A 17,613-nucleotide genomic window follows, 5' to 3' on the forward strand; every position below is an offset into this window, starting at 1 on the left:
GTTTTGTTCTATGGCTACGACCTCCGGCATCGCGGGCCGCATCGCCCGCACATTTATCAACAGCAAGCTCACCCCCCTACTGATGGCGGCCTTTCTCGGCATCGGGCTCTACAGCGCCTGGGTGACACCGAAGGAGGAGGACCCCCAGATCAATGTCCCGATGATGGATATTGCCGTGCAGTACCCGGGCGCCACGCCGCAGGAGGTCAAGAGTCGCGTCGCGGAGCCGATCGAGCGGCTGGCCTCAAATATTGACGGCGTGGAGTACGTCTACTCGACGGCGATGCCGGGCCGGACGATGGTGTCGGTCCGCTACTACGTCGGCGAGGACCCGTCGACCAGCACCGTGAAGCTCTACGAGGAGCTTCTGAAAAACATGGACGAGATGCCGCCGGGGGCAAGCCAGCCCCTCATCAAGAGCCGGGAGGTGGACGACGTACCCATCCTGACGCTCACCCTCCACAGTCAGACCACCGGCGACTATGAACTGCGCCGGATTGGGGAGGAGATGGCCGCCGACCTCAAAACGACCGACGGCGTGGCGGAGGTAAACGTGCACGGCGGCCGTCCCCGGCAGGTGCGCGTGGCACTTCAGCCGAACCAGCTGGCCGCCCACGAACTGGACCCGCCGTCCATCGCCAAGCAACTCCGGGCCGCCAACCAGCAGACCAACGCCGGGGCTTTTCAGCGAATGGACGAGTCCTACCTCGTAGAGACCGGCGGCTTCCTCCCCTCGGTGGACGCGGTGAAGAACCTCGTCGTGGGCATGCACCGGGGAAGCCCAGTCTATCTGAAGCAGGTGGCCACGGTCACCGACGGGCCCGCCGAGCCCGACGACTACGCGTCCTTTTCCTACGGGGCGGGCACGCCGCGGCCCGACAGCCTGGCACAGGGCGGCACACGGCCGGCCGTCACGGTCGCCGTCGCCAAGCGCAACGGCCGCGACGCCATGACCATCGCCGAGCACTCGCTCGACAAGCTGGGGACGCTGAAGCAGACCCTCGTGCCGGAGGACGTGACCGTGAGCACGACGCGCAACTACGGCGAAACGGCCTCGGAGAAGACCAACGAGCTCATGCTCCACTTGCTCGCGGCCATCCTCGCCGTGACGTTCGTCGTGAGCCTCGCCATGGGCTGGCGCGGCGGCCTCGTGGTCTTTCTGTCCGTGCCCATCAGCTTTGCGCTCACGCTCTTCGTCTACTACTTCTTCGGCTATACACTGAACCGGATTACCCTCTTCGCGCTCATCTTCGTGACGGGGATCGTGGTGGACGACTCGATCATCGTGGCCGAAAACATCGAGCGCCACTTCAAGATGGGACAGTTGCCGAAGCTGCAGTCGGCCCTCGCCGCGGTCGACGAGGTGGGCAACCCCACCATTCTCGCCACGCTGACGGTCATCGCCGCCGTCCTGCCGATGGCGTTCGTGTCCGGCCTGATGGGGCCATACATGAGCCCGATGCCGATCGGGGCCTCGGTGGCGATGACGTTCTCGCTCGTGGTGGCCCTCGTGATTGCGCCCTATCTGGCCTTCCGCCTGATCCCTTCGCACGAGGACCTCACCGGTGAGGAAGGCGGCAGGGACACGGGCGATGCGGAGAACGACTCCGAGTACAAGCTCGAAGAGACGGCGGTCTACCGCACGTACGCCGCCACCATCGAACCTCTGCTCGACAGCGCCTGGAAGCGGTGGGCCTTTCTCGGGGGAACGGCCCTCCTGCTGCTCGGCTCGGTGTCTCTCTTCTACTTCCGGGCCGTCACGGTGAAAATGCTGCCCTTCGACGACAAGGACGAGTTCCAGGTCGTGGTGGACATGCCGGAGGGCACGCCGCTGGAGCGCACGAACGCGGTACTGCGCGAGATGGCCGCCGAGCTCACCGACCGCCCTGTCGTGACCGACGTGCAGACGTACGCCGGGGACGCCGCGCCGGTCAACCTGAACGGGCTCGTGCGCCACTACGACATGCGCTCGGCCCCGCACCAGGGCGACCTGCAGGTGAACCTGCGTGCGGCTGGGGACCGCGACCGCCAGAGCCACGCCATTGCAAAGGACCTGCGCGGCCCAGTTCAAGAAATCGGGGAGAAGCACGGGGCCACCGTCAAGATTGCGGAGGTGCCCCCAGGCCCCCCGGTGCGCGCCACGCTCGTGGCCGAAATCTACGGCCCGGACGTGAAGACGCAACGCGCCCTGGCCGACAGCGTCCGCCAGGCCTTCGAGGCCACCGAGGGCGTGGTGGACGTGGACTGGCGCGTGGAGGCCGATCAGACGAAGTATACCTTCACGGTCGACAAGGAGAAGGCCATGCGCGTCGGCGTGCCCACCGCCCGCGTCACCCAGACCATGAAGATGGCGCTTGGTGGCCGGAAGGTAACGACCCTGCACGACCCCGACGAGCGCGACCCCGTGGGCATACAGCTTCGCCTCGGCGAAGAGCGCCGGGCGGGCCTTGCGGACCTAAGGAACGTGCCGGTCCGGTCACCGGCCGGTCCCACCGTCCCGATGGCCGACCTCGTCGAGGTGGAGAAGACGACACGGGACAAGCACATCGACCGGAAAAACCACCAGCGCGTCATCTATGTGACGGCCAACGTGGCCGGCGCCATCGAGAGCCCGGTCTACGCCATGCTCGACATGCAGGAGCGCCTGGACGCCATCGAAGCGCCGCCGGGCTACTCCTTCGACCAGCTGTACACCGGCCAGCCCGAGGCCCGCAGCAACTACGCACTGAAGTGGGACGGCGAATGGCGCGTCACCTACAAGGTCTTCCGTGACCTGGGCATCGCTTTCGCCATCGTGCTGCTGCTGATCTATATCCTCATTGTGGGGTGGTTTCAGGACCTGACCGTGCCCCTAGTGATGATGATTGCCATTCCGTTGTCGCTCATCGGCATCGTACTGGGGCACTGGGTCCTAGGGGCGTTCTTCACCGCCACCTCCATGATCGGCTTCATTGCCTTAGCCGGGATCATGGTGCGCAACGGGGTCTTGCTGATCGACTTCGTAAACATCAGCCTCGACCAGGGCGCCTCACTCCGGCAGGCCGTCATTGAGGCCGGGGCCGTGCGGACACGCCCCATCCTGCTGACGGCCGGCACGGTGGTCATCGGGGCGACGGTCATTCTGTTCGATCCCATCTTCCAGGGCCTGGCCATCTCGCTGATCGGGGGTGCAATCGCCTCCACGGCGCTCACGCTCCTGATCGTGCCGCTCGTCTACTACATGATCGAGCGGCGCCTGGCCGACTCGGCACTCACCGAGGACGGGACGGCATAGCCCCACGACTCCCTCCTCACGTTCTCTCCACCGATTCTATAGGACCATGAAACTCGTGGCCATCATGAGCCTCGACACCTACCGCGGCGACATTCATGACCTGCTCCGCGAACGCGAGATCGAGGTCTTCAGCGAACTCGACATCGAGGGCCATCATCAGTCGTCCGCTGCGGGGGCGGCGCCCGCCTGGTTCGGCGGCGGCACGCCCCCTGCAGACTCGACGCTCACCTGGGCCTTCCTCGACGACGCCCCGGCCGGCCGCCTGCTCGACGCCATCGCGGACTTCAACGAGCGCCGCGACCTGGACCGTCCGGTCCGGGGATTCCAGATGAACGTTGGCCGGGCGGTTTGACCTCCCCACTCCGCCGCTCTTCTCCCTCAAAGACGAAAGCCCCATGTCCACCCCCGCCTCCCCAAACCCCTCCGATGCCCCAACGTCCAGCGTCTGCCGCGTGCCCTCGACCGAGGAGAAACTCGTCCGCCTGCTGGCCGGGACCGTCTCACTCACGGGCCTCGCCCTCGGCTTTTTTGTGAGTCCCTGGTGGTATCTGCTGACGGTCTTCGCGGGGCTCAACGTCATCCAGAGTGCCTTCACCGGCTTCTGCCCCCCCGAGATCGTCTACCGCTGGACCCGACAGTAGCGAGACGTGTCGGGGTGGGCCCAGTGTGATGCGGGCGGCAGCCCGCCCCGGTCGAGATGCCGGGGGCGACGCCAGGGGGCTGCTCGTAGACGAGCGGTCGGGCGGCGTCGGGCCTCGGCCCGGACGCAGAAGCGCGCACGGCGATGGGGCGCCTACGACGAGGACGGCCGGCGCCACACGAGACGGACCGTCGCCGCTGACCCCTGGTGCATGCCCTCGCTGAGGGTCGGCTCGGCCACCTCAAGATGCTCGATGCCCGCCGCGGCGAAATGCTCACGGAGCTCTTCGGCGGTCACCATCATAGCCGGATCGGGCGGGCCGCCGCTCGTGTACCCGTCCGTGCGTTGCTCCGGACGGAACCACTCGGCCAAGAGGCGCCCACCGGGACGCACGCAGCGCTGGACGAGGCGGTATAGGCCCGGTCGCTCGTCGGCGGGAAGGTGGAGAAACGTGACGACGACCGCGTCCCACATCCGGACGGGCTCCCACTCGCGCACGTCGGCCTGGATTCTCTCGACATCCACCTCGGCCTCCCTCGCAAGGCGCTCCGTCTTGCGCAGCCCCTCCGCGGCGTAGTCGACCGCGGTCACCGTATGTCCCTCCCGGGCGAGGTGTACGGCATTGCGCCCCTCGCCCGCCCCGAGCAGAAGCACCTCCTCGGGGTGCGGCAGCCACGTCCGGGCGGCGCTAGCGACGAAGCGGTTGGGGGCCTCGCCGTACACGTACTCCTCGCTGGCAAAGCGGTCGTTCCAGAACGCAGCGGGCTTGGACATGGAGGCAATGGACGGATCGGATGCCAACAGACCGGAAGAAGAGCTACTCTCGTGTCAGGGACATCGTCACCGACCCAAAATTGACGCGGTCGGCGTCCTGAGCCATCACACGAAGGCGCGTGGCCCCGCCATCCGGAACCGGGACCGTGCCCGCGTACTCGTTGGTGGTGCCGGCGAACGAGAGCGGCCCCTCGGCCACGACAGCCCCGTCCCGAAGCAACTGCGCACGGATGGTGTACCCGTTCGCGTCCCACATCCCTCCCGGTTCCGTGGGACACCCACAGAGCATGCGCACCCGGGCCCGGACCGACAGCTCCGATCCGGAGGGCAACACCGCCTCTGAGGGCTCCAGCATTTCCACGATAAAGCCGTGCAGGGTGAGTGTGATGCCGTCGCCCCTAACGTCCTCCCCCGGCACGAGAAGCACCGTTTTCGAGGCCGTCTGCGTCGCCTGGGGGTAGTCGAGCGGGCCCTCGGCAGTGACGCGGACGCGGGTCGGCTCGGTCAGGGCAAGGGTCGTTTCGTACTGGGCCGCGCCGGGCACGTCGTAGATGGTGGCGCCGCGCTCGTGGGCCTGCCGGATGATTTTGTCGGTGCTGCCCGAGTCCCCCGTCTGGCGGCCCTCAGCAAGCACCGCCCCGGTGCGGGCGTGTTCGATCGTGATGCGGGCCCCACCCACCGGGTCCTGAATGAGCTTGGCGTCGTTCGAAACCGCCCGCACCACCACCGTGGTGGGAACGGGCTCCTGCGCAACCGCCGGCGTGGCGAGCAGAAGCAAAAGAGGAACGACGGCACTCCATCGAAGACGACGCATGGGCAGAGCACGAGATGTAGAACGGGCGCGGGATTGAGTTCTCTATATCTGCGACTCGGCGGACCGATCCCACGCCGTCCGCCTCCCTCGCTCCTCGATGTTTGGTTCCAAGGATGTACCACGACCATGCCGGGAAACCCCCTACAACAATCTAACTTGAAATATATGAAACTTATAGTGGCTCCTTTTCTCGCTCATCAACCAGACACAGTTCGATCATGGACCGCGTAGACGGAAAGATCGCACTCATCACGGGCGGCGGAAGGGGAATTGGGCGGACCGTCGCCGAACTCCTCGCCGAGGAGGGGGCCCGGATCGCCATCACCGATATCGACGAAGAGGGCGGCGCAGCGACGGTCGAGCGCATCACCGAGGCCGGAGGCGAGGCCGCGTTCTTCGAGCACGACGTGACCTCGGAGGGCGACTGGGAGCGCGTGGTCAACACCGTACAGAATACGTTTGGCGTGCCGGACGTCCTCGTCAACAACGCCGGCATCTACTACATCGAGCCGGTCGACGAGATAGACATCGACGACTGGAAGCACCTCATGGACATCAACGTCACCGGGGTGTTTCTGGGCCTGAAGCACTGCACGCCCCTCATGCGGGAGCAGGGACAGGGGTCCGTGATCAACCTGTCGTCCGTGGCGGGCCTCATCGGCCTATCCGGACACACCTGCTACGGGGCCAGCAAGGGTGCGGTGCGCACCATGACGAAAGACGCAGCAATCGAACTGGCGGACGCCGGCGTCCGGGTCAACTCGCTCCACCCGGCCTACATCGACACCCAGATGGCCGACTACGGGGCCGAGGTGCAGGGGGCCTCGAAAGATGAGCTTGGCGCCATGCACCCGATCGGGCACATGGGCGAGCCGGAGGACGTGGCGTACGCGGTGCTTTACCTGGCCTCCGACGAATCGAAGTTCATGACCGGCTCGGAGATGGTCCTCGACGGCGGCCTCACGGCGCAGTAGTCGACCGGGGCGCTTTTCCTCCCCCTTCACCCTCTCGTTCTGCTTACAACTCTCCATCCCGCTTATGCTTTCTATCCGACGCGTTCTTTTTCCGACCGACTTTTCGGACGGGGCGAAGCGCGCCTTCCCCCAGGCCGCCTACCTCGCCGACTGGCACGACGCCGACCTGCACATTCTGAATGTGACCGGGCGGCACCGTCACGACTTCGAGGAGGCGAAGACGAACTTTCCCATTCCCACCGATCGGCTGACCGACTGGCTCCGCCGTCCCCATAAATCGATGACCAGTGCTGGCTGGCCGGACCTGGAGGCCCTCCCCATTACCCAGGAGCAGGTCGAGTCGGCCGAGCCCGCCGAGCGCATCCTGGCCTACGCCGAGGACGAGGCAGTCGACCTCATCGTGATGGGCACCCATGGCCGCCGTGGGGTCGACCGCATGCTGTTCGGGAGCGTCACCGAAGAGGTGGTCCGCAAGGCCCCCTGCCCCACCCTCACCGTCCGGGCCGACGCAGACGTGGCGCCGGACCAGTCCGTCCGCCGTGTGCTCGCCCCGGTCGACTTCTCCGATGCCTCCCGGTCGGCGGTCCGGCACGCGAAAGAGATTGCTCTCACTTACGGGGCCGAGATCGACCTCCTGCACGTCGTGGAGGAGCCGTTTTACCCGCCGGCCTACGGCCTCGGCGAGATGGGCTTCCCGACTGATAAGGTGATTGGGAGCGTGGAGGAGGAACTGGCCGACCTGGCCCGGTCGGAGATCGGCTACGAGCACGTAATGATCGAGGCCCGCACCGGCGAGCCGTCGCGCGAGATTCTCGACTATATCGACGCGAACGAGGTGGACCTCACCGTCATCGCCAGCCACGGGCGCACCGGCCTGGACCGCATGCTGATCGGGAGCGTGGCCGAACGGGTGGTGCGCCAGTCCCCCACCCCGGTGTTTGTCGCCAAGCCGGATCGCGCCTCGCTCGTGTCGTCGGACACCGCGGAGGCCGCTGCGGCCCGCGACTGAGGTCAGGCGCGCTCATCCCCGTCGCCATCTTCCAGTCGACCCTACTTCCCAGTCGGATCCGTCTCGCCCACCCTGACGGGCTTTGCCCAGACGTAACCCTGGATGACGGCGAGCCACCGGGACGGCTCAGCCGGCATCAGGGGGTGGGCGGGTTGCACAGCCCGATAGGGACGCTCCCGCAAATCGGGCAGACCGCACGAAGGCTCTTTCAGGACCGGAAGAAAATGATCTCTAGCGAGGCGTCCGTCCGGTGCGACATCGTACGCCCCCGTACCGCTGAGCGCTATCCCTTGCGTCGCGTAGGGCCCGATCTCTTCTACAGCGTCGCGGCCATCGCCCGATTGAAAGGTAAAGTATTCTTACGCTGAGTACAGCAGTGGAACCCGTCTCGCCTAATCCCGGTCCCGCGTAAGGGATGCGACAGTCTTTTCAGGGACCGAGCACTAGTGCCGTGCGACGGATTCTATTCGTCTTTCTGGACGGGATCGGACTGGGCCCGGCCGGACCGAAAAACCCGCTTTCGACCGACGCCGGCGCCGCATTCCGGCGGCTGGCCGGCGGGGCGCCCTGGGTCCAGTCGCTCCCCGAACGGGCCACCTCCAATCACCTCGTCCGTCCCCTCGACGCCACGCTGCAGATGGACGGACTGCCCCAGAGCGGCACCGGACAGGCCACCCTCTTCACCGGCGTAAATTGTGCCGAGCGAGTGGGACGTCACTTCGGGCCGTATCCCCACTCCGCCACCCACGACGTTCTGGACCACGAGAACCTCTTCCATCGCGTGCAGGCCCTGCCGTCGGTCCCCGACGGGGGCGTCGCGTTCGCCAACGCATTTCCGCCGCGGTTCTTCGAGGCCCCGTCGCGGCGGTGGACCGTCACGACACGCTGCTGCGCAGGGGCCGGCGTGTCCCTTCGCGACCTCGACGCCCTGCGGGCCCGCCGGGCCGTGGCCGCGGACCTGACGGCAGAGGGCTGGCGGGACGGCCTCCAGCTCGACGTGTCCGCCCGCACGCCCGCCGACGCTGCCCAGACCCTGTTTGCGACCCACCGCGACCACGTCCTCACCCTGTTTGAGTTTTTCCAGACGGACAAGGTGGGGCACCGGCGGATCGACCTTGCTCCGGGCGTGCTCCTGGAACGACTCGACAACTTCCTCGGACAGTTGCTCGACCTCCTCGATCCCGCACAGGACACCCTCGTCGTGACGAGTGACCACGGCAACCTGGAGGACACCAGCCACACCCAACACACCCGCAATCCCGTGCCGCTCCTGGCCTACGGGTGGGCCGCCTCGCACCTGGCCGATGCCCGCACGCTGGCCGGCGTGACCCCCGGCATCGTCGAGGCGCTCCGGACCGGGCGCAACGACCGGTGACCCTCACCCCTCGGGCCCGGTGCCTGTCGTAATTTCCTCCACGAGGCGATCGGCCTCGTAGACCGTGCGGAGGGCCTCCAGAATGCCCCGCCCGTCGACCGCCACCGCCCGGGCACCGGTTCGGCGGTACAGGTACTCGTTGGGCAGGGCCTCCATGTTGCTGTCGAAGACCACTCCTACGACTTCGAGGTCCTCGTTCAGCAGTGCCGACCCGGAACTGCCGCCCGAGATGTCGACGGTCGAGACGAGGTTGAGGGGGGTGTCGAGGTCGACTGAGTCAACCGCCGTCACCCACCGCGACGGGAGCGCCCACGCCTCCTCAGCGTGGGAAAAGTACTGGTTATACAGCCCATGGAAGGTCGTGAAGGGCGGGGCCGTCGTTCCGTTGTACGAATACGACCGCACGCGGCCGTCCGAGAGCCGCAGCGAGCGCGTGGCGTCCGGCGGAAACGTGGTCCCGTAGATCGAAAGGCGGGCCCGCGAGAGGCGCGCATTGAGGGTTCGCTCCGACGCCCGCACGTCCTGCATCTGGCGGTTCGTGTTGAGGAACATGGGCGCCAGCGCCTCGATGACCGGCACCGACGGGTCGTCGCTCTTGCGGTACCCCTCGTCGAGCAGGTTGAGGAACTGGGTGGAGTCCATCAGTGCACTTTCTTCCACCAGACGGTCGGCCACCCCCCCCGGCGTGCGCGTCTTGAACAGTCGCTGGACGGTGGGATGATCGGCGCCGTAGGCCGCCCGGATTTCTTCAAACTGCGCCACCAAGAACTCCTTCTCGAGCCCGGCGGGCCAGTTGGTCACCTGCTCGGCGTCCTCCCGGATGGCCTCCAGCCGATCGGGGGGAGCACCGCGCGTGCGCAGGAAGTCGTAGTAGTATCCGTGAAGCGCCCGCACCAGAATCCGGGACCCGAGCTCCAGGTTGGCGAACGTCGCGAAGGCCCCGGCCTTCTCCGCCATCACGACCTTGGACTGCTGGAGCCCCTCGATCCGTTCCACAATCGTCCCGTACGACTGCCGCAGCGAGTCGACGGCCCGGATGGAGTCCTGGAGGGCCTGAACGGCCGCGCCGCGCCGCGCCAGAAGGTACGAATCGCGGAGTCCTCGAAGCTGACCCGTCTGTCCTTTGATCGTGTTCTCGATCGAGAAATAGGTATTCCGAAGGTCGTATCGGTCGGACGAGTCGGGGTTACTGCGAATGTAGGTCTCGAGCAGGTCGCCCCGCGTTCGGAGGGTCTCCAGGCGACGGGGAAGCTCGTGGTCTCGCTGATACTCGAGCTGAGACCTCATTTCGAAGCGACTCGTAGAGCCCGGGTGGCCCACGGCAAAAACCGACTCGTTGGGCTGGGCGCCCTCCGTAGCCCACGAGAAGTGGTGCTCAGGGCGGAGGGGGTCGCCCGCCGAGGTGTATACCCGAAAAAAAGCCACGTCCAGCGCGTAGCGGGGATACGTGAAGTTATCCTCCGTCCCCCCGAAATACCCGAGCTGCAGCTCCGGGGCCATCACAAGCCGGACGTCCTCGTACCGGCGGTACGTGTAGGCTGTGTACCGCGCTCCCTGGTACAGCGCCTTAATTTCCACACGAAGCGAACTGTCCCGCTTGCTGGCCTCAGCCGTCAACTGTTCTTGGAGCGACTGGACGCGCTGCTCGCGGGCCTGCGCCTCGGCCTCTCGCCCCTGGCGGAGCCCACCGTAGACCGTACCGGTGACGTTCTCCGCCTCGACGAGTTGGTCGACGTACAGATCGGAAGCTCGGCGTTCTTCGCCGCGCGACGCCGCGTAGAATCCATTTTCAAGGAGGGCCTCTTCGTCCCGACGGACGTCCGTAATGTGCTCCCGCGCACAGTGGTGATTGGTCATCACGAGGCCCTTCGACGACACGAAGGACGCCGAGCACCCACTGCCAAACCGCAGCGCGCCGCGCCGCGCCTTCGTGCGCCACTCCTCATCGGGGGTAAAGCCGTGGGTCTCCCGCAAATACGACGTGGGCAGGTTCTCAAACGCCCACATCCGCCCGCGGTCGAACCGCTGGGCCTGGACGGTGTCATAGGGCGACGGGGTCGGCACCGCCTCCGTGGCGGTCGCCTCCACCGTATCGTCCACAGATTCGGTCTCGTCGGGGCGCTCCACGACGGGGACCGACACGGTGCCCCCGCTCCCCCCACAGCCCGTGAGGAGGGCGGCCCCTATTCCCAAAATTGCGACGAGACGCCCAACAGAAGTGCGCATGCAGATGGGTCTCACAACACAGAAGAGAACGCAATGCAACGCCGAAGCGTGCCCGTCAGGGCGAACGGCCGGACGAGCGGCCCCCGAATAGTTCGTCGACCAGCGCGTCCGCCCCGTACACCGCCGTCAGGGCCTCGCGCAGGCCGCGCACGTCCGTCCCCACGGTCCGCATCCGCTCCGGCAGGAAGAGGTACGTGCCCGCCACGCCTTGAATGTTGGCCTCCGCGGCGACTCCCACCAGCTCCAGGGATTGGGTGAGGAGCGGCGCTCCATCGTTACTGACCGCCCCGTCGACGGAGGCCACGAAGGTGAGGGGCACCGAGCGATCCATGCCCGCTGCCTCTTGCCACCGCTCCGGCAGGGCCCGCGGTTCGTCCCTGCCGAACGCGCGGTTCTGGTCGTAGAGGCCGAAGACGGTGGTGAAGGGCGGGGCCGTCGTGCCGTTGTACGGGTAGCCGCGGACGCGCCCGTCCGTCAGCCGGGGGGCGCGTCCGCCCGTCAACACTGGGACCGACCGGACGGCGCGACGAGCTTCGGCGAGACGCCGGGTGAGACGCCGTTCGGTCTGTGTGAGGTTTCGCCACTGCTCGTGAAACGAGCGGGCCCGCGACCCGACCGCATCGGCCACACTGGCCGCGGGGCCGTCGGTGGGGAATGTGTTCGTTCCTCCCGCCGAGGGCGACGCCAGCTGCTCAATGACCGAGGCGGCGCGCTCCGCGGGCGGCTGCCCGCCGAGGAGCCGATCTATGGCGGCGGTGTCCGGGCGGAGGTGCCGCTGCAGGGCCTCGAGCCGGGCGGCCAGCAGGGCAGTCTCGACCGGAGGACCCGGCGAAGACTGGCGGGAATCCGCAGTGGCCGTTGAGGCATGCGAGGATGCTGTGCGCGCCGGGGGCTCCTGCTCCCCTCGAAGCAGCCGGCGGTACGTCGACGAGCCGTACGCGCCCCCCTTGGCGTCCCCGAAGGCCCGGTAGGCGGCCCCATACGTCCGTTTTGCGTTCTGAATCGCAGCCAGGCTGTCCAGCAGCCCCCCGAACTGCCGCTGGAGGGCCGGGTCTTGGCGCAGAGCGTGCCGGAGCCAAGCGTCTCGCTGCTCGAGACGGGCCCGGACGTACTCGTTCCGAAGGGCCTCCAGGCGTACCCGGGTCTGTTTCAGGGCCCGCTCAGCGTCTCGGAGGGCCCTGCGCGACGCGGGCATCGCCTCAGCAGTATCGAGATGAGCCCGTAAGGCTTGGGCCCGCGTCTCCAGGCGGTCGCGCCGCTCCGGAAGCACCAGGTCCCGCCGCACGGCAAGCTGCGCCGCACTTTCCGCACGGCGGGTGGCCGTGGGCGGCCCGGCCGAGAACACGGCGTCTCCGGGACGCACCCCCTGCGTAGAGGGTTCGAAAAAGTGGTCGGGGGCCAACGGCCGCCCCTCCGACGTGTAAACGCGCAGCAGGGCAACATCGAAGGCCGGCCGCGGGTACGTCAGCGCCGCGTCGGTGCCCCCGAACGCACTGATCCGCCGGTCCGGCAGAAAGGCAACGCGCACATCCCCGTGTCGCTGATAGGTATACGCCGTGTATGCACCGTTTCCGTCCGTCGCCACCTCCACGTGCCGACGCGCCTCGGTCTCCGACTGGAGCCGCCGCTGGACCGCGGAGACCGCAGCCGCCTCGGCGGTATCCTTCCGAGCCGCCCGCACCTCCATCGTCACGTCGCTCGTCCGGACCAGGCGGTCTGCATGCAGGGCCGGCACGGCGCGCTCATCGGCGGGCCGCTCAGCCACGACGGCAGTGTCACGTTGCGCGTCCAGATGCTGTCGCACACAGCGGGCCGTCGTGAGGGCGAGCCCGTTCGCCGAGACCAGCGCCCCTGTGCACCCCGGAAGCCGCAGGACGCCTCGGCGCAGGTGGGTCGCCCAGGCGCTGTCCACCTCCATCCCGTACCGCTTCACAAGCCGATCGGCCGGCGGCGCGACGAGGCTCCAGATCCGCCCCGCATCCGACGCCTCCGCTGCGACCGTGTCGCCCGGCGCGGGCGGGCCAAACCGCGGTGCCCCCCGGTCCTGCGCCTGCGCCTCCGGCCCGGCCACGGGGCCGCCCCACAGCAGACTCGCCACGCCAATAAGAAGTGCGATGCCTCGGAGCGTCATGAACCGGAAAAGGGATCAGCAACAGACAGGGTGGGTGGATTGGACATGACGCCCGTACAGCCCGGCGCCGACGCAGATCCACCGGAACCTCGGTCCCATGTTACGATTCCCATTTTTGGCAGGTGCAACACCTGACACCCCGCACGCGAAAGTGGCGGAATTGGTAGACGCGCGAGACTTAGGATCTCTTCAAGCTCGCCCGAAATCTACCTTAGCGCCGCCTGAGGGCACTTTTTGACCCGAATTGGCGACTTGGTGTGTACAACCCTGTGACCAATCGCCGCTAAACACCTCTTGATTTCGGGTCGGTAGAGCTCATCCGTAAAGGTCAGCAGTCATCTGCGCCGAGCAAGCCCTTCGTACCGGGCGACCCTCTTGCGCTGGGTGAACCTCCTGTGCTGGATGAGCCTCTTGTGCTGGGCAAGCCCGCGCTACATCCCAGGCTGCGTCCCAGCCAGTGCCATGTCTTGGTGCCATAGGTCCCCTACCTCTACCTATGGCCTCCATCTACAGACGCAACGACACCTACTACGCGAAATTCCACGACTCCTCTCGGGAGCCAACCGATAAGCGGTTCTCCCTCCGCACCTCCGAAAGAGACGAGGCGCGCCACCTCCTCACCGATCTGGAGCGGGCCATTGGGAATGGGAACTTCGACCCGTGGCGACACGACCCCTTCGAGACCGTCTTCGCCCCAGAGGAGGGCGATCCCCAAACTCCCGAGACTACCTCCTTCACTCTGAGTGAGGTGATCGAGGCGTTCTCTCAGGCGAAGAGACAGCAGGGACGAGCCGAGTCCACGATTCGGAAGTACAGGGACATCTGGCGCATCCTGAAGCGACGAGCCGGACCCGATACGGACCTCAGTAAACTGACCCCCAACCAGATCCGGGGATTTGTTTATGACTCGTCGATCAAGCCCACGACCCAGAAGACAAGGTACCGCCACATTCGGGCAGTCCTCCGGTGGGCAGGCGAAGGAGACGTTCTAAGCGAGGTCGAGGAGCCCCGCGCTGGCAAGAAGCTCCCGAAAGCCGTCCGCGCCGAGGAGCTTGACATGATCTGCCAGTCGGTCGTGAAGGGCTACCAAGAGAAGCGAAGGGGAGGCGGGTGCCGCCCTCGCGAGATTCTTTGGCTGATCCCGCTCTTCCGCTTTGCCTACTTCACGGGCCTACGAGGGTCCGAGCTCGGTCGTCTCCGATGGACGCACATCGACCTTAAGCGCCAGCGCCTGACCGTCTACGAACAGAAGAGTGGCAACGAGGACACAATTCCCCTCGTGGAGCCCGCTGTGGCCCTCCTACAGGCCCTCGACACAGATGACAAGAGCAGCAGGGCATTTGTCTTTCACTCCCCCTCAGGGAACCGGTGGGACCGCTCATCGAAGCGATTCAGGGAGCACGTCAGCCGCCAGTTCGCAACGTACCGAGACAAGGCAGGGGTGCGCCCGACCCTCACCCTGCACGGACTTCGGCACGGGTTCGCAACCCGATTAGCCGAGAATGGCGCCTCAGCAATCGTCATCAAGGGGGCCATGCGTCACAGCAGCATCAGCACATCGATGAAGTACGTGCACCTCGCCAACGGGCGCCTTCAGGAGGAGCTAAACGGGGCATTCTCGTAGCACCAGTCCCTTACTCCTTCACAGGGCACCCGTGCCTCTCTTAGCTGCACACGCTCAGCCTCTGCGCACTGTCAGGCTTCACGCAATCCCAGAGGATCCGTGTCTGAATATAGCGGATCACCCCCCTGGACGGCACGAGCTTCAGCAGCAGGGATCAGCTTCAGGGACCTAGACTACGCCGGTACATCCCTATCCTTATTCTTCATTTACGACTATACCACAAACCGGTTGCGGGGTCGAGAAGGAGCCCGTATCCAGAAGTGTATCGTTTTCCTTCATTCAGAAACCCCGCCCCGCGATGCGCTATCTCTTCTTCGACACTGAGACAACCGGACTGCTGCCCAAGCCCAAGCCTCCAGTAACCGACACCGACAAATGGCCCCGTGTCGTACAGATTGCGTGGTCCCATCTGTCCATCGACCCATACAGCATTGACAGGTCACTTAGCTACATCATCCGCCCCGACGGGTTTACCATCCCGCAAGACGCTGCGGCGGTGCACGGCATCACCACCGAACGCGCCGAGGCAGAAGGCTACCCACGAGGTGAGGTGCTGGAGGCATTCAGCAAGGCTGTAAGCGCCTCGGATGTGCTCGTGGCCCACAGCATGTCCTTCGACCGTCCCGTCGTTCGCGCGGAGCTGGTGCGCCTGGGAATTCCGGATGTCCTCCAGGATGCAACTACCCTTTGCACCAAAAAGGCGTCCACCGACTACTGCAAGATCCCGTTTCCCAACGGGGGATACGGATACAAGTGGCCCTCTCTCCAAGAGCTTCACGAGAAGCTTTTCAGGAGTGGATTTGACGATGCCCACGACGCAGGGACAGACGTGAAGGCAGGAGCCCGATGCTTTCTCGAACTGTCGAGGCGGGGTATAATCTCAGCATCGGACTGTGTCTCCCACCCCTCTGAACAAGAGGCAAATCTCTTTTCCTGCGAAAACACCTCAGTGGGGGGCAACTCACCCTTCTGAGATGTACTTCTTTCGAGGCATTCAGCCGCCTTCAATCACCAAACTCGTCCTTCGGGAAGCCCACCTCCAATCGGGTGTGATAGTCTCCGACAGCACTGTTCACCGCCTCCTGAAAGCGCTCTACGTAGGTAGCCCTCCTGCTACGGTCCCTAACATGGATAGAAAATCCATCATGTTGCCAAAGCACAATCCAAAATCGGGGGCTTTCTCCTGCCTCATCAGCCCTTTGAAGCTCACTCTCCGCTACGTCCAGGGCAGGGAGAAGCAACTTCAACTCCTTCGACTGAGCGAGTTGCGCAAGCACGCTCAGGGCATCAGTGTCACTGCTAAGCCTGATTTCTCGTCCAAAGGTATCCGTTGCCCTCCCTTGGTCTTCTATCTGGGCAATCTGGCTCTCGCGCTCTCGTAGCAGTTGCTCAATAAAAGAGTGCGAGAAGATCCTTGAAAAGAATTTGTTGCTGACTGAAGGACCCACCCCTTTTGAATATTTTTCCTCCATCACTTCCAAAGTTTTGGGCTTGCCTCCCCCGTAAACAATAGCATAGAGTCCTTTCTTGAGACAAGGCTTGGCGACCTCTATCGGGACACCGCCCTTGTGTCCCTTCCACCCCATAAAGTCGTAGAGGCTCTGCCAAATGCTCTTTTCCTCCTGGAGGAACTCCTCGATTTCAGTCAGCCCCCAATCATGTGCTACGATTGCGAGCTGTGCCGAGGCAAGATCGAGCTCGATCCAGTCCGGCTGCAGGGTCCGACGTAGCTTCTTGTTGATGTTGCAGTAGGAGTACCCGGAGGTGAATACCCGAACGGTGTTGCCGAAATAGGAGGGCTTGTAGCGCGGGACAGGGTCGTAATCTATTGCTGTGAGTTGGGCGCGAGCAATGGTCAGGGCACGTATGGACTTCGACTGTTCAGTGACCAAACGGTGTGCACACTCAAGGTCATCCTTGTCGGGTCTGAACTTACTGCTACGGTTTCCCCTTCCTACCTCGTTGAGGTACTTCAGCAGGCGCTTCTGCGGGCTACAGAGAGCCCGTTTGATCCACTTCTCTTGCTCCGTTTCATCTTTCTTTTTGACCCTACTTCGAGACGTAGGATTGACATTTTTGATTGGGTAATCGAAATATACTTCATCATCCTCACTATTAGGCTTCAGGGCTTCGACTCGCCTCTTCAACAGCCCATCCGGTAGCGCCTCCGGTACGCCCACCAGTTCGCGTGCAAGACCCTTGCTGTAGCTGGGATCCAGAATCTCAACGCCAGGAAGCACCTCCTCCAAGAACCGTCTCAGTATCTTACCAGTGGCGTTCTCGCCCTGCAAATAGTTGCGGTTGCGTAAATCCCACTCCATCCCCGCACACTCCGCGACTCGCTCAAACGGAATAGCGATGTGCTGGTCTGGATCACTGTGCTCCACGGACATCAGGAGTGTAATGGAGAGCCTGAAGTGCGTCGTGTCTTCCTGTGGAGGCTTTCTTTTCGAAGTATCAAGCTCCAGAAAGGCACAAATCTCCTCACAAAACGAACGAGGGACGACGCGGCGCCAGGGTTCGGAGGCTGCCAGTGTCGCCTCCCCCTTCTCCAGCAGTCGGGAATTCTCCTCTGGCGCAGAGTCGATCTTCGAGAAGCCAGTTAAGTCTGCTTCTGATTTTGTGCCGACGTTTTCAGTTCTTGCCATGCTTCAGGTACCGTACATCAGGAAGAATTGCCTGCTCTTTGCCACACAAGGCAGGTGAAGAAGAGGGGGACACCTCCATCGGATACGCAACAATGGTGAGTGGTGTGTGTGGTGGGGGGGGTGG

At 64.8% G+C, this 17,613-nt stretch carries 13 protein-coding genes; 8 read left to right on the forward strand and 5 right to left on the reverse strand.

Annotated features, from left to right (window positions below):
* The first annotated feature begins 10 nt into the window (after positions 1-10).
* The 3 genes from OJB03_RS11380 to OJB03_RS11390 are packed head-to-tail and all read left to right on the forward strand — an operon-like array spanning position 11 to position 3,915.
* Entirely contained in the window at positions 11-3,274 is a 3,264-nt protein-coding gene (locus OJB03_RS11380) for an efflux RND transporter permease subunit (RefSeq protein ID WP_263787544.1), read from the forward strand.
* 46 nt (positions 3,275-3,320) lie between these two features.
* Entirely contained in the window at positions 3,321-3,626 is a 306-nt protein-coding gene (locus OJB03_RS11385; RefSeq protein ID WP_263787545.1) for a hypothetical protein, read from the forward strand.
* 43 nt (positions 3,627-3,669) lie between these two features.
* Positions 3,670-3,915 carry a YgaP family membrane protein gene (locus OJB03_RS11390; protein ID WP_263787546.1) on the forward strand — a complete coding sequence of 82 codons (246 nt, stop codon included), beginning with the start codon at positions 3,670-3,672 and terminating at the stop codon, positions 3,913-3,915.
* A gap of 152 nt (positions 3,916-4,067) precedes the next feature.
* Here OJB03_RS11390 and OJB03_RS11395 read toward each other — a convergent pair whose 3' ends face one another.
* Positions 4,068-4,688, reverse strand: coding sequence for an SAM-dependent methyltransferase (locus OJB03_RS11395; protein ID WP_263787547.1), 621 nt, complete (start codon positions 4,686-4,688; stop codon positions 4,068-4,070).
* Positions 4,689-4,731: 43 nt separating this feature from the next.
* Entirely contained in the window at positions 4,732-5,502 is a 771-nt protein-coding gene (locus OJB03_RS11400) for a hypothetical protein (protein ID WP_263787548.1), read from the reverse strand.
* A gap of 218 nt (positions 5,503-5,720) precedes the next feature.
* Between OJB03_RS11400 and OJB03_RS11405 the strand changes: the two genes are divergently transcribed.
* From OJB03_RS11405 to OJB03_RS11415, 3 genes are all read left to right on the forward strand, one after another.
* Complete coding sequence (locus tag OJB03_RS11405) at positions 5,721-6,476, forward strand: glucose 1-dehydrogenase (protein ID WP_263787550.1); 756 nt, start codon at positions 5,721-5,723, stop codon at positions 6,474-6,476.
* A gap of 64 nt (positions 6,477-6,540) precedes the next feature.
* On the forward strand, positions 6,541-7,485 hold the full coding sequence (locus OJB03_RS11410; protein ID WP_263787552.1) for a universal stress protein: 945 nt from the start codon (positions 6,541-6,543) through the stop codon (positions 7,483-7,485).
* A gap of 451 nt (positions 7,486-7,936) precedes the next feature.
* Complete coding sequence (locus OJB03_RS11415) at positions 7,937-8,860, forward strand: alkaline phosphatase family protein (protein WP_263787554.1); 924 nt, start codon at positions 7,937-7,939, stop codon at positions 8,858-8,860.
* Positions 8,861-8,863: 3 nt separating this feature from the next.
* On the opposite strand, the gene OJB03_RS11420 is transcribed toward OJB03_RS11415, so the two are convergent.
* Together OJB03_RS11420 and OJB03_RS11425 are read right to left on the reverse strand one after the other, a co-directional pair.
* On the reverse strand, positions 8,864-11,086 hold the full coding sequence (locus OJB03_RS11420; RefSeq protein WP_263787557.1) for a S46 family peptidase: 2,223 nt from the start codon (positions 11,084-11,086) through the stop codon (positions 8,864-8,866).
* 55 nt (positions 11,087-11,141) lie between these two features.
* Entirely contained in the window at positions 11,142-13,217 is a 2,076-nt protein-coding gene (locus tag OJB03_RS11425) for a S46 family peptidase (protein ID WP_263787559.1), read from the reverse strand.
* 496 nt (positions 13,218-13,713) lie between these two features.
* Here OJB03_RS11425 and OJB03_RS11430 point away from each other — a divergent pair, with 496 nt between their 5' ends.
* Positions 13,714-14,841 (forward strand): tyrosine-type recombinase/integrase, encoded by a 1,128-nt coding sequence (locus OJB03_RS11430; RefSeq protein WP_263787563.1) that lies wholly within the window; start codon positions 13,714-13,716, stop codon positions 14,839-14,841.
* A 298-nt stretch (positions 14,842-15,139) separates the two neighbouring features.
* Positions 15,140-15,814, forward strand: coding sequence for a 3'-5' exonuclease (locus OJB03_RS11435; protein ID WP_263787564.1), 675 nt, complete (start codon positions 15,140-15,142; stop codon positions 15,812-15,814).
* Positions 15,815-15,845: 31 nt separating this feature from the next.
* Here the strand turns inward: OJB03_RS11435 and OJB03_RS11440 are convergent, their stop codons facing one another.
* Positions 15,846-17,489 (reverse strand): hypothetical protein, encoded by a 1,644-nt coding sequence (locus OJB03_RS11440; protein WP_263787565.1) that lies wholly within the window; start codon positions 17,487-17,489, stop codon positions 15,846-15,848.
* Positions 17,490-17,613 lie beyond the last annotated feature (124 nt).

Source organism: Salinibacter grassmerensis (assembly GCF_947077765.1).
Classification (GTDB): domain Bacteria; phylum Bacteroidota; class Rhodothermia; order Rhodothermales; family Salinibacteraceae; genus Salinibacter; species Salinibacter grassmerensis.

What these genes read in the sequence shown, in the direction of transcription:
- OJB03_RS11395 (WP_263787547.1), bottom strand. Translation starts at nt 4,688, where the DNA reads ATGTCCAAGCCCGCTGCGTTCTGGAACGACCGCTTTGCCAGCGAGGAG.
- OJB03_RS11405 (WP_263787550.1), top strand. Translation starts at nt 5,721, where the DNA reads ATGGACCGCGTAGACGGAAAGATCGCACTCATCACGGGCGGCGGAAGG.
- OJB03_RS11420 (WP_263787557.1), bottom strand. Translation starts at nt 11,086, where the DNA reads ATGCGCACTTCTGTTGGGCGTCTCGTCGCAATTTTGGGAATAGGGGCC.
- OJB03_RS11400 (WP_263787548.1), bottom strand. Translation starts at nt 5,502, where the DNA reads ATGCGTCGTCTTCGATGGAGTGCCGTCGTTCCTCTTTTGCTTCTGCTC.
- OJB03_RS11430 (WP_263787563.1), top strand. Translation starts at nt 13,714, where the DNA reads ATGGCCTCCATCTACAGACGCAACGACACCTACTACGCGAAATTCCAC.
- OJB03_RS11385 (WP_263787545.1), top strand. Translation starts at nt 3,321, where the DNA reads ATGAAACTCGTGGCCATCATGAGCCTCGACACCTACCGCGGCGACATT.
- OJB03_RS11390 (WP_263787546.1), top strand. Translation starts at nt 3,670, where the DNA reads ATGTCCACCCCCGCCTCCCCAAACCCCTCCGATGCCCCAACGTCCAGC.
- OJB03_RS11410 (WP_263787552.1), top strand. Translation starts at nt 6,541, where the DNA reads ATGCTTTCTATCCGACGCGTTCTTTTTCCGACCGACTTTTCGGACGGG.
- OJB03_RS11440 (WP_263787565.1), bottom strand. Translation starts at nt 17,489, where the DNA reads ATGGCAAGAACTGAAAACGTCGGCACAAAATCAGAAGCAGACTTAACT.
- OJB03_RS11435 (WP_263787564.1), top strand. Translation starts at nt 15,140, where the DNA reads ATGCGCTATCTCTTCTTCGACACTGAGACAACCGGACTGCTGCCCAAG.
- OJB03_RS11425 (WP_263787559.1), bottom strand. Translation starts at nt 13,217, where the DNA reads ATGACGCTCCGAGGCATCGCACTTCTTATTGGCGTGGCGAGTCTGCTG.
- OJB03_RS11380 (WP_263787544.1), top strand. Translation starts at nt 11, where the DNA reads ATGGCTACGACCTCCGGCATCGCGGGCCGCATCGCCCGCACATTTATC.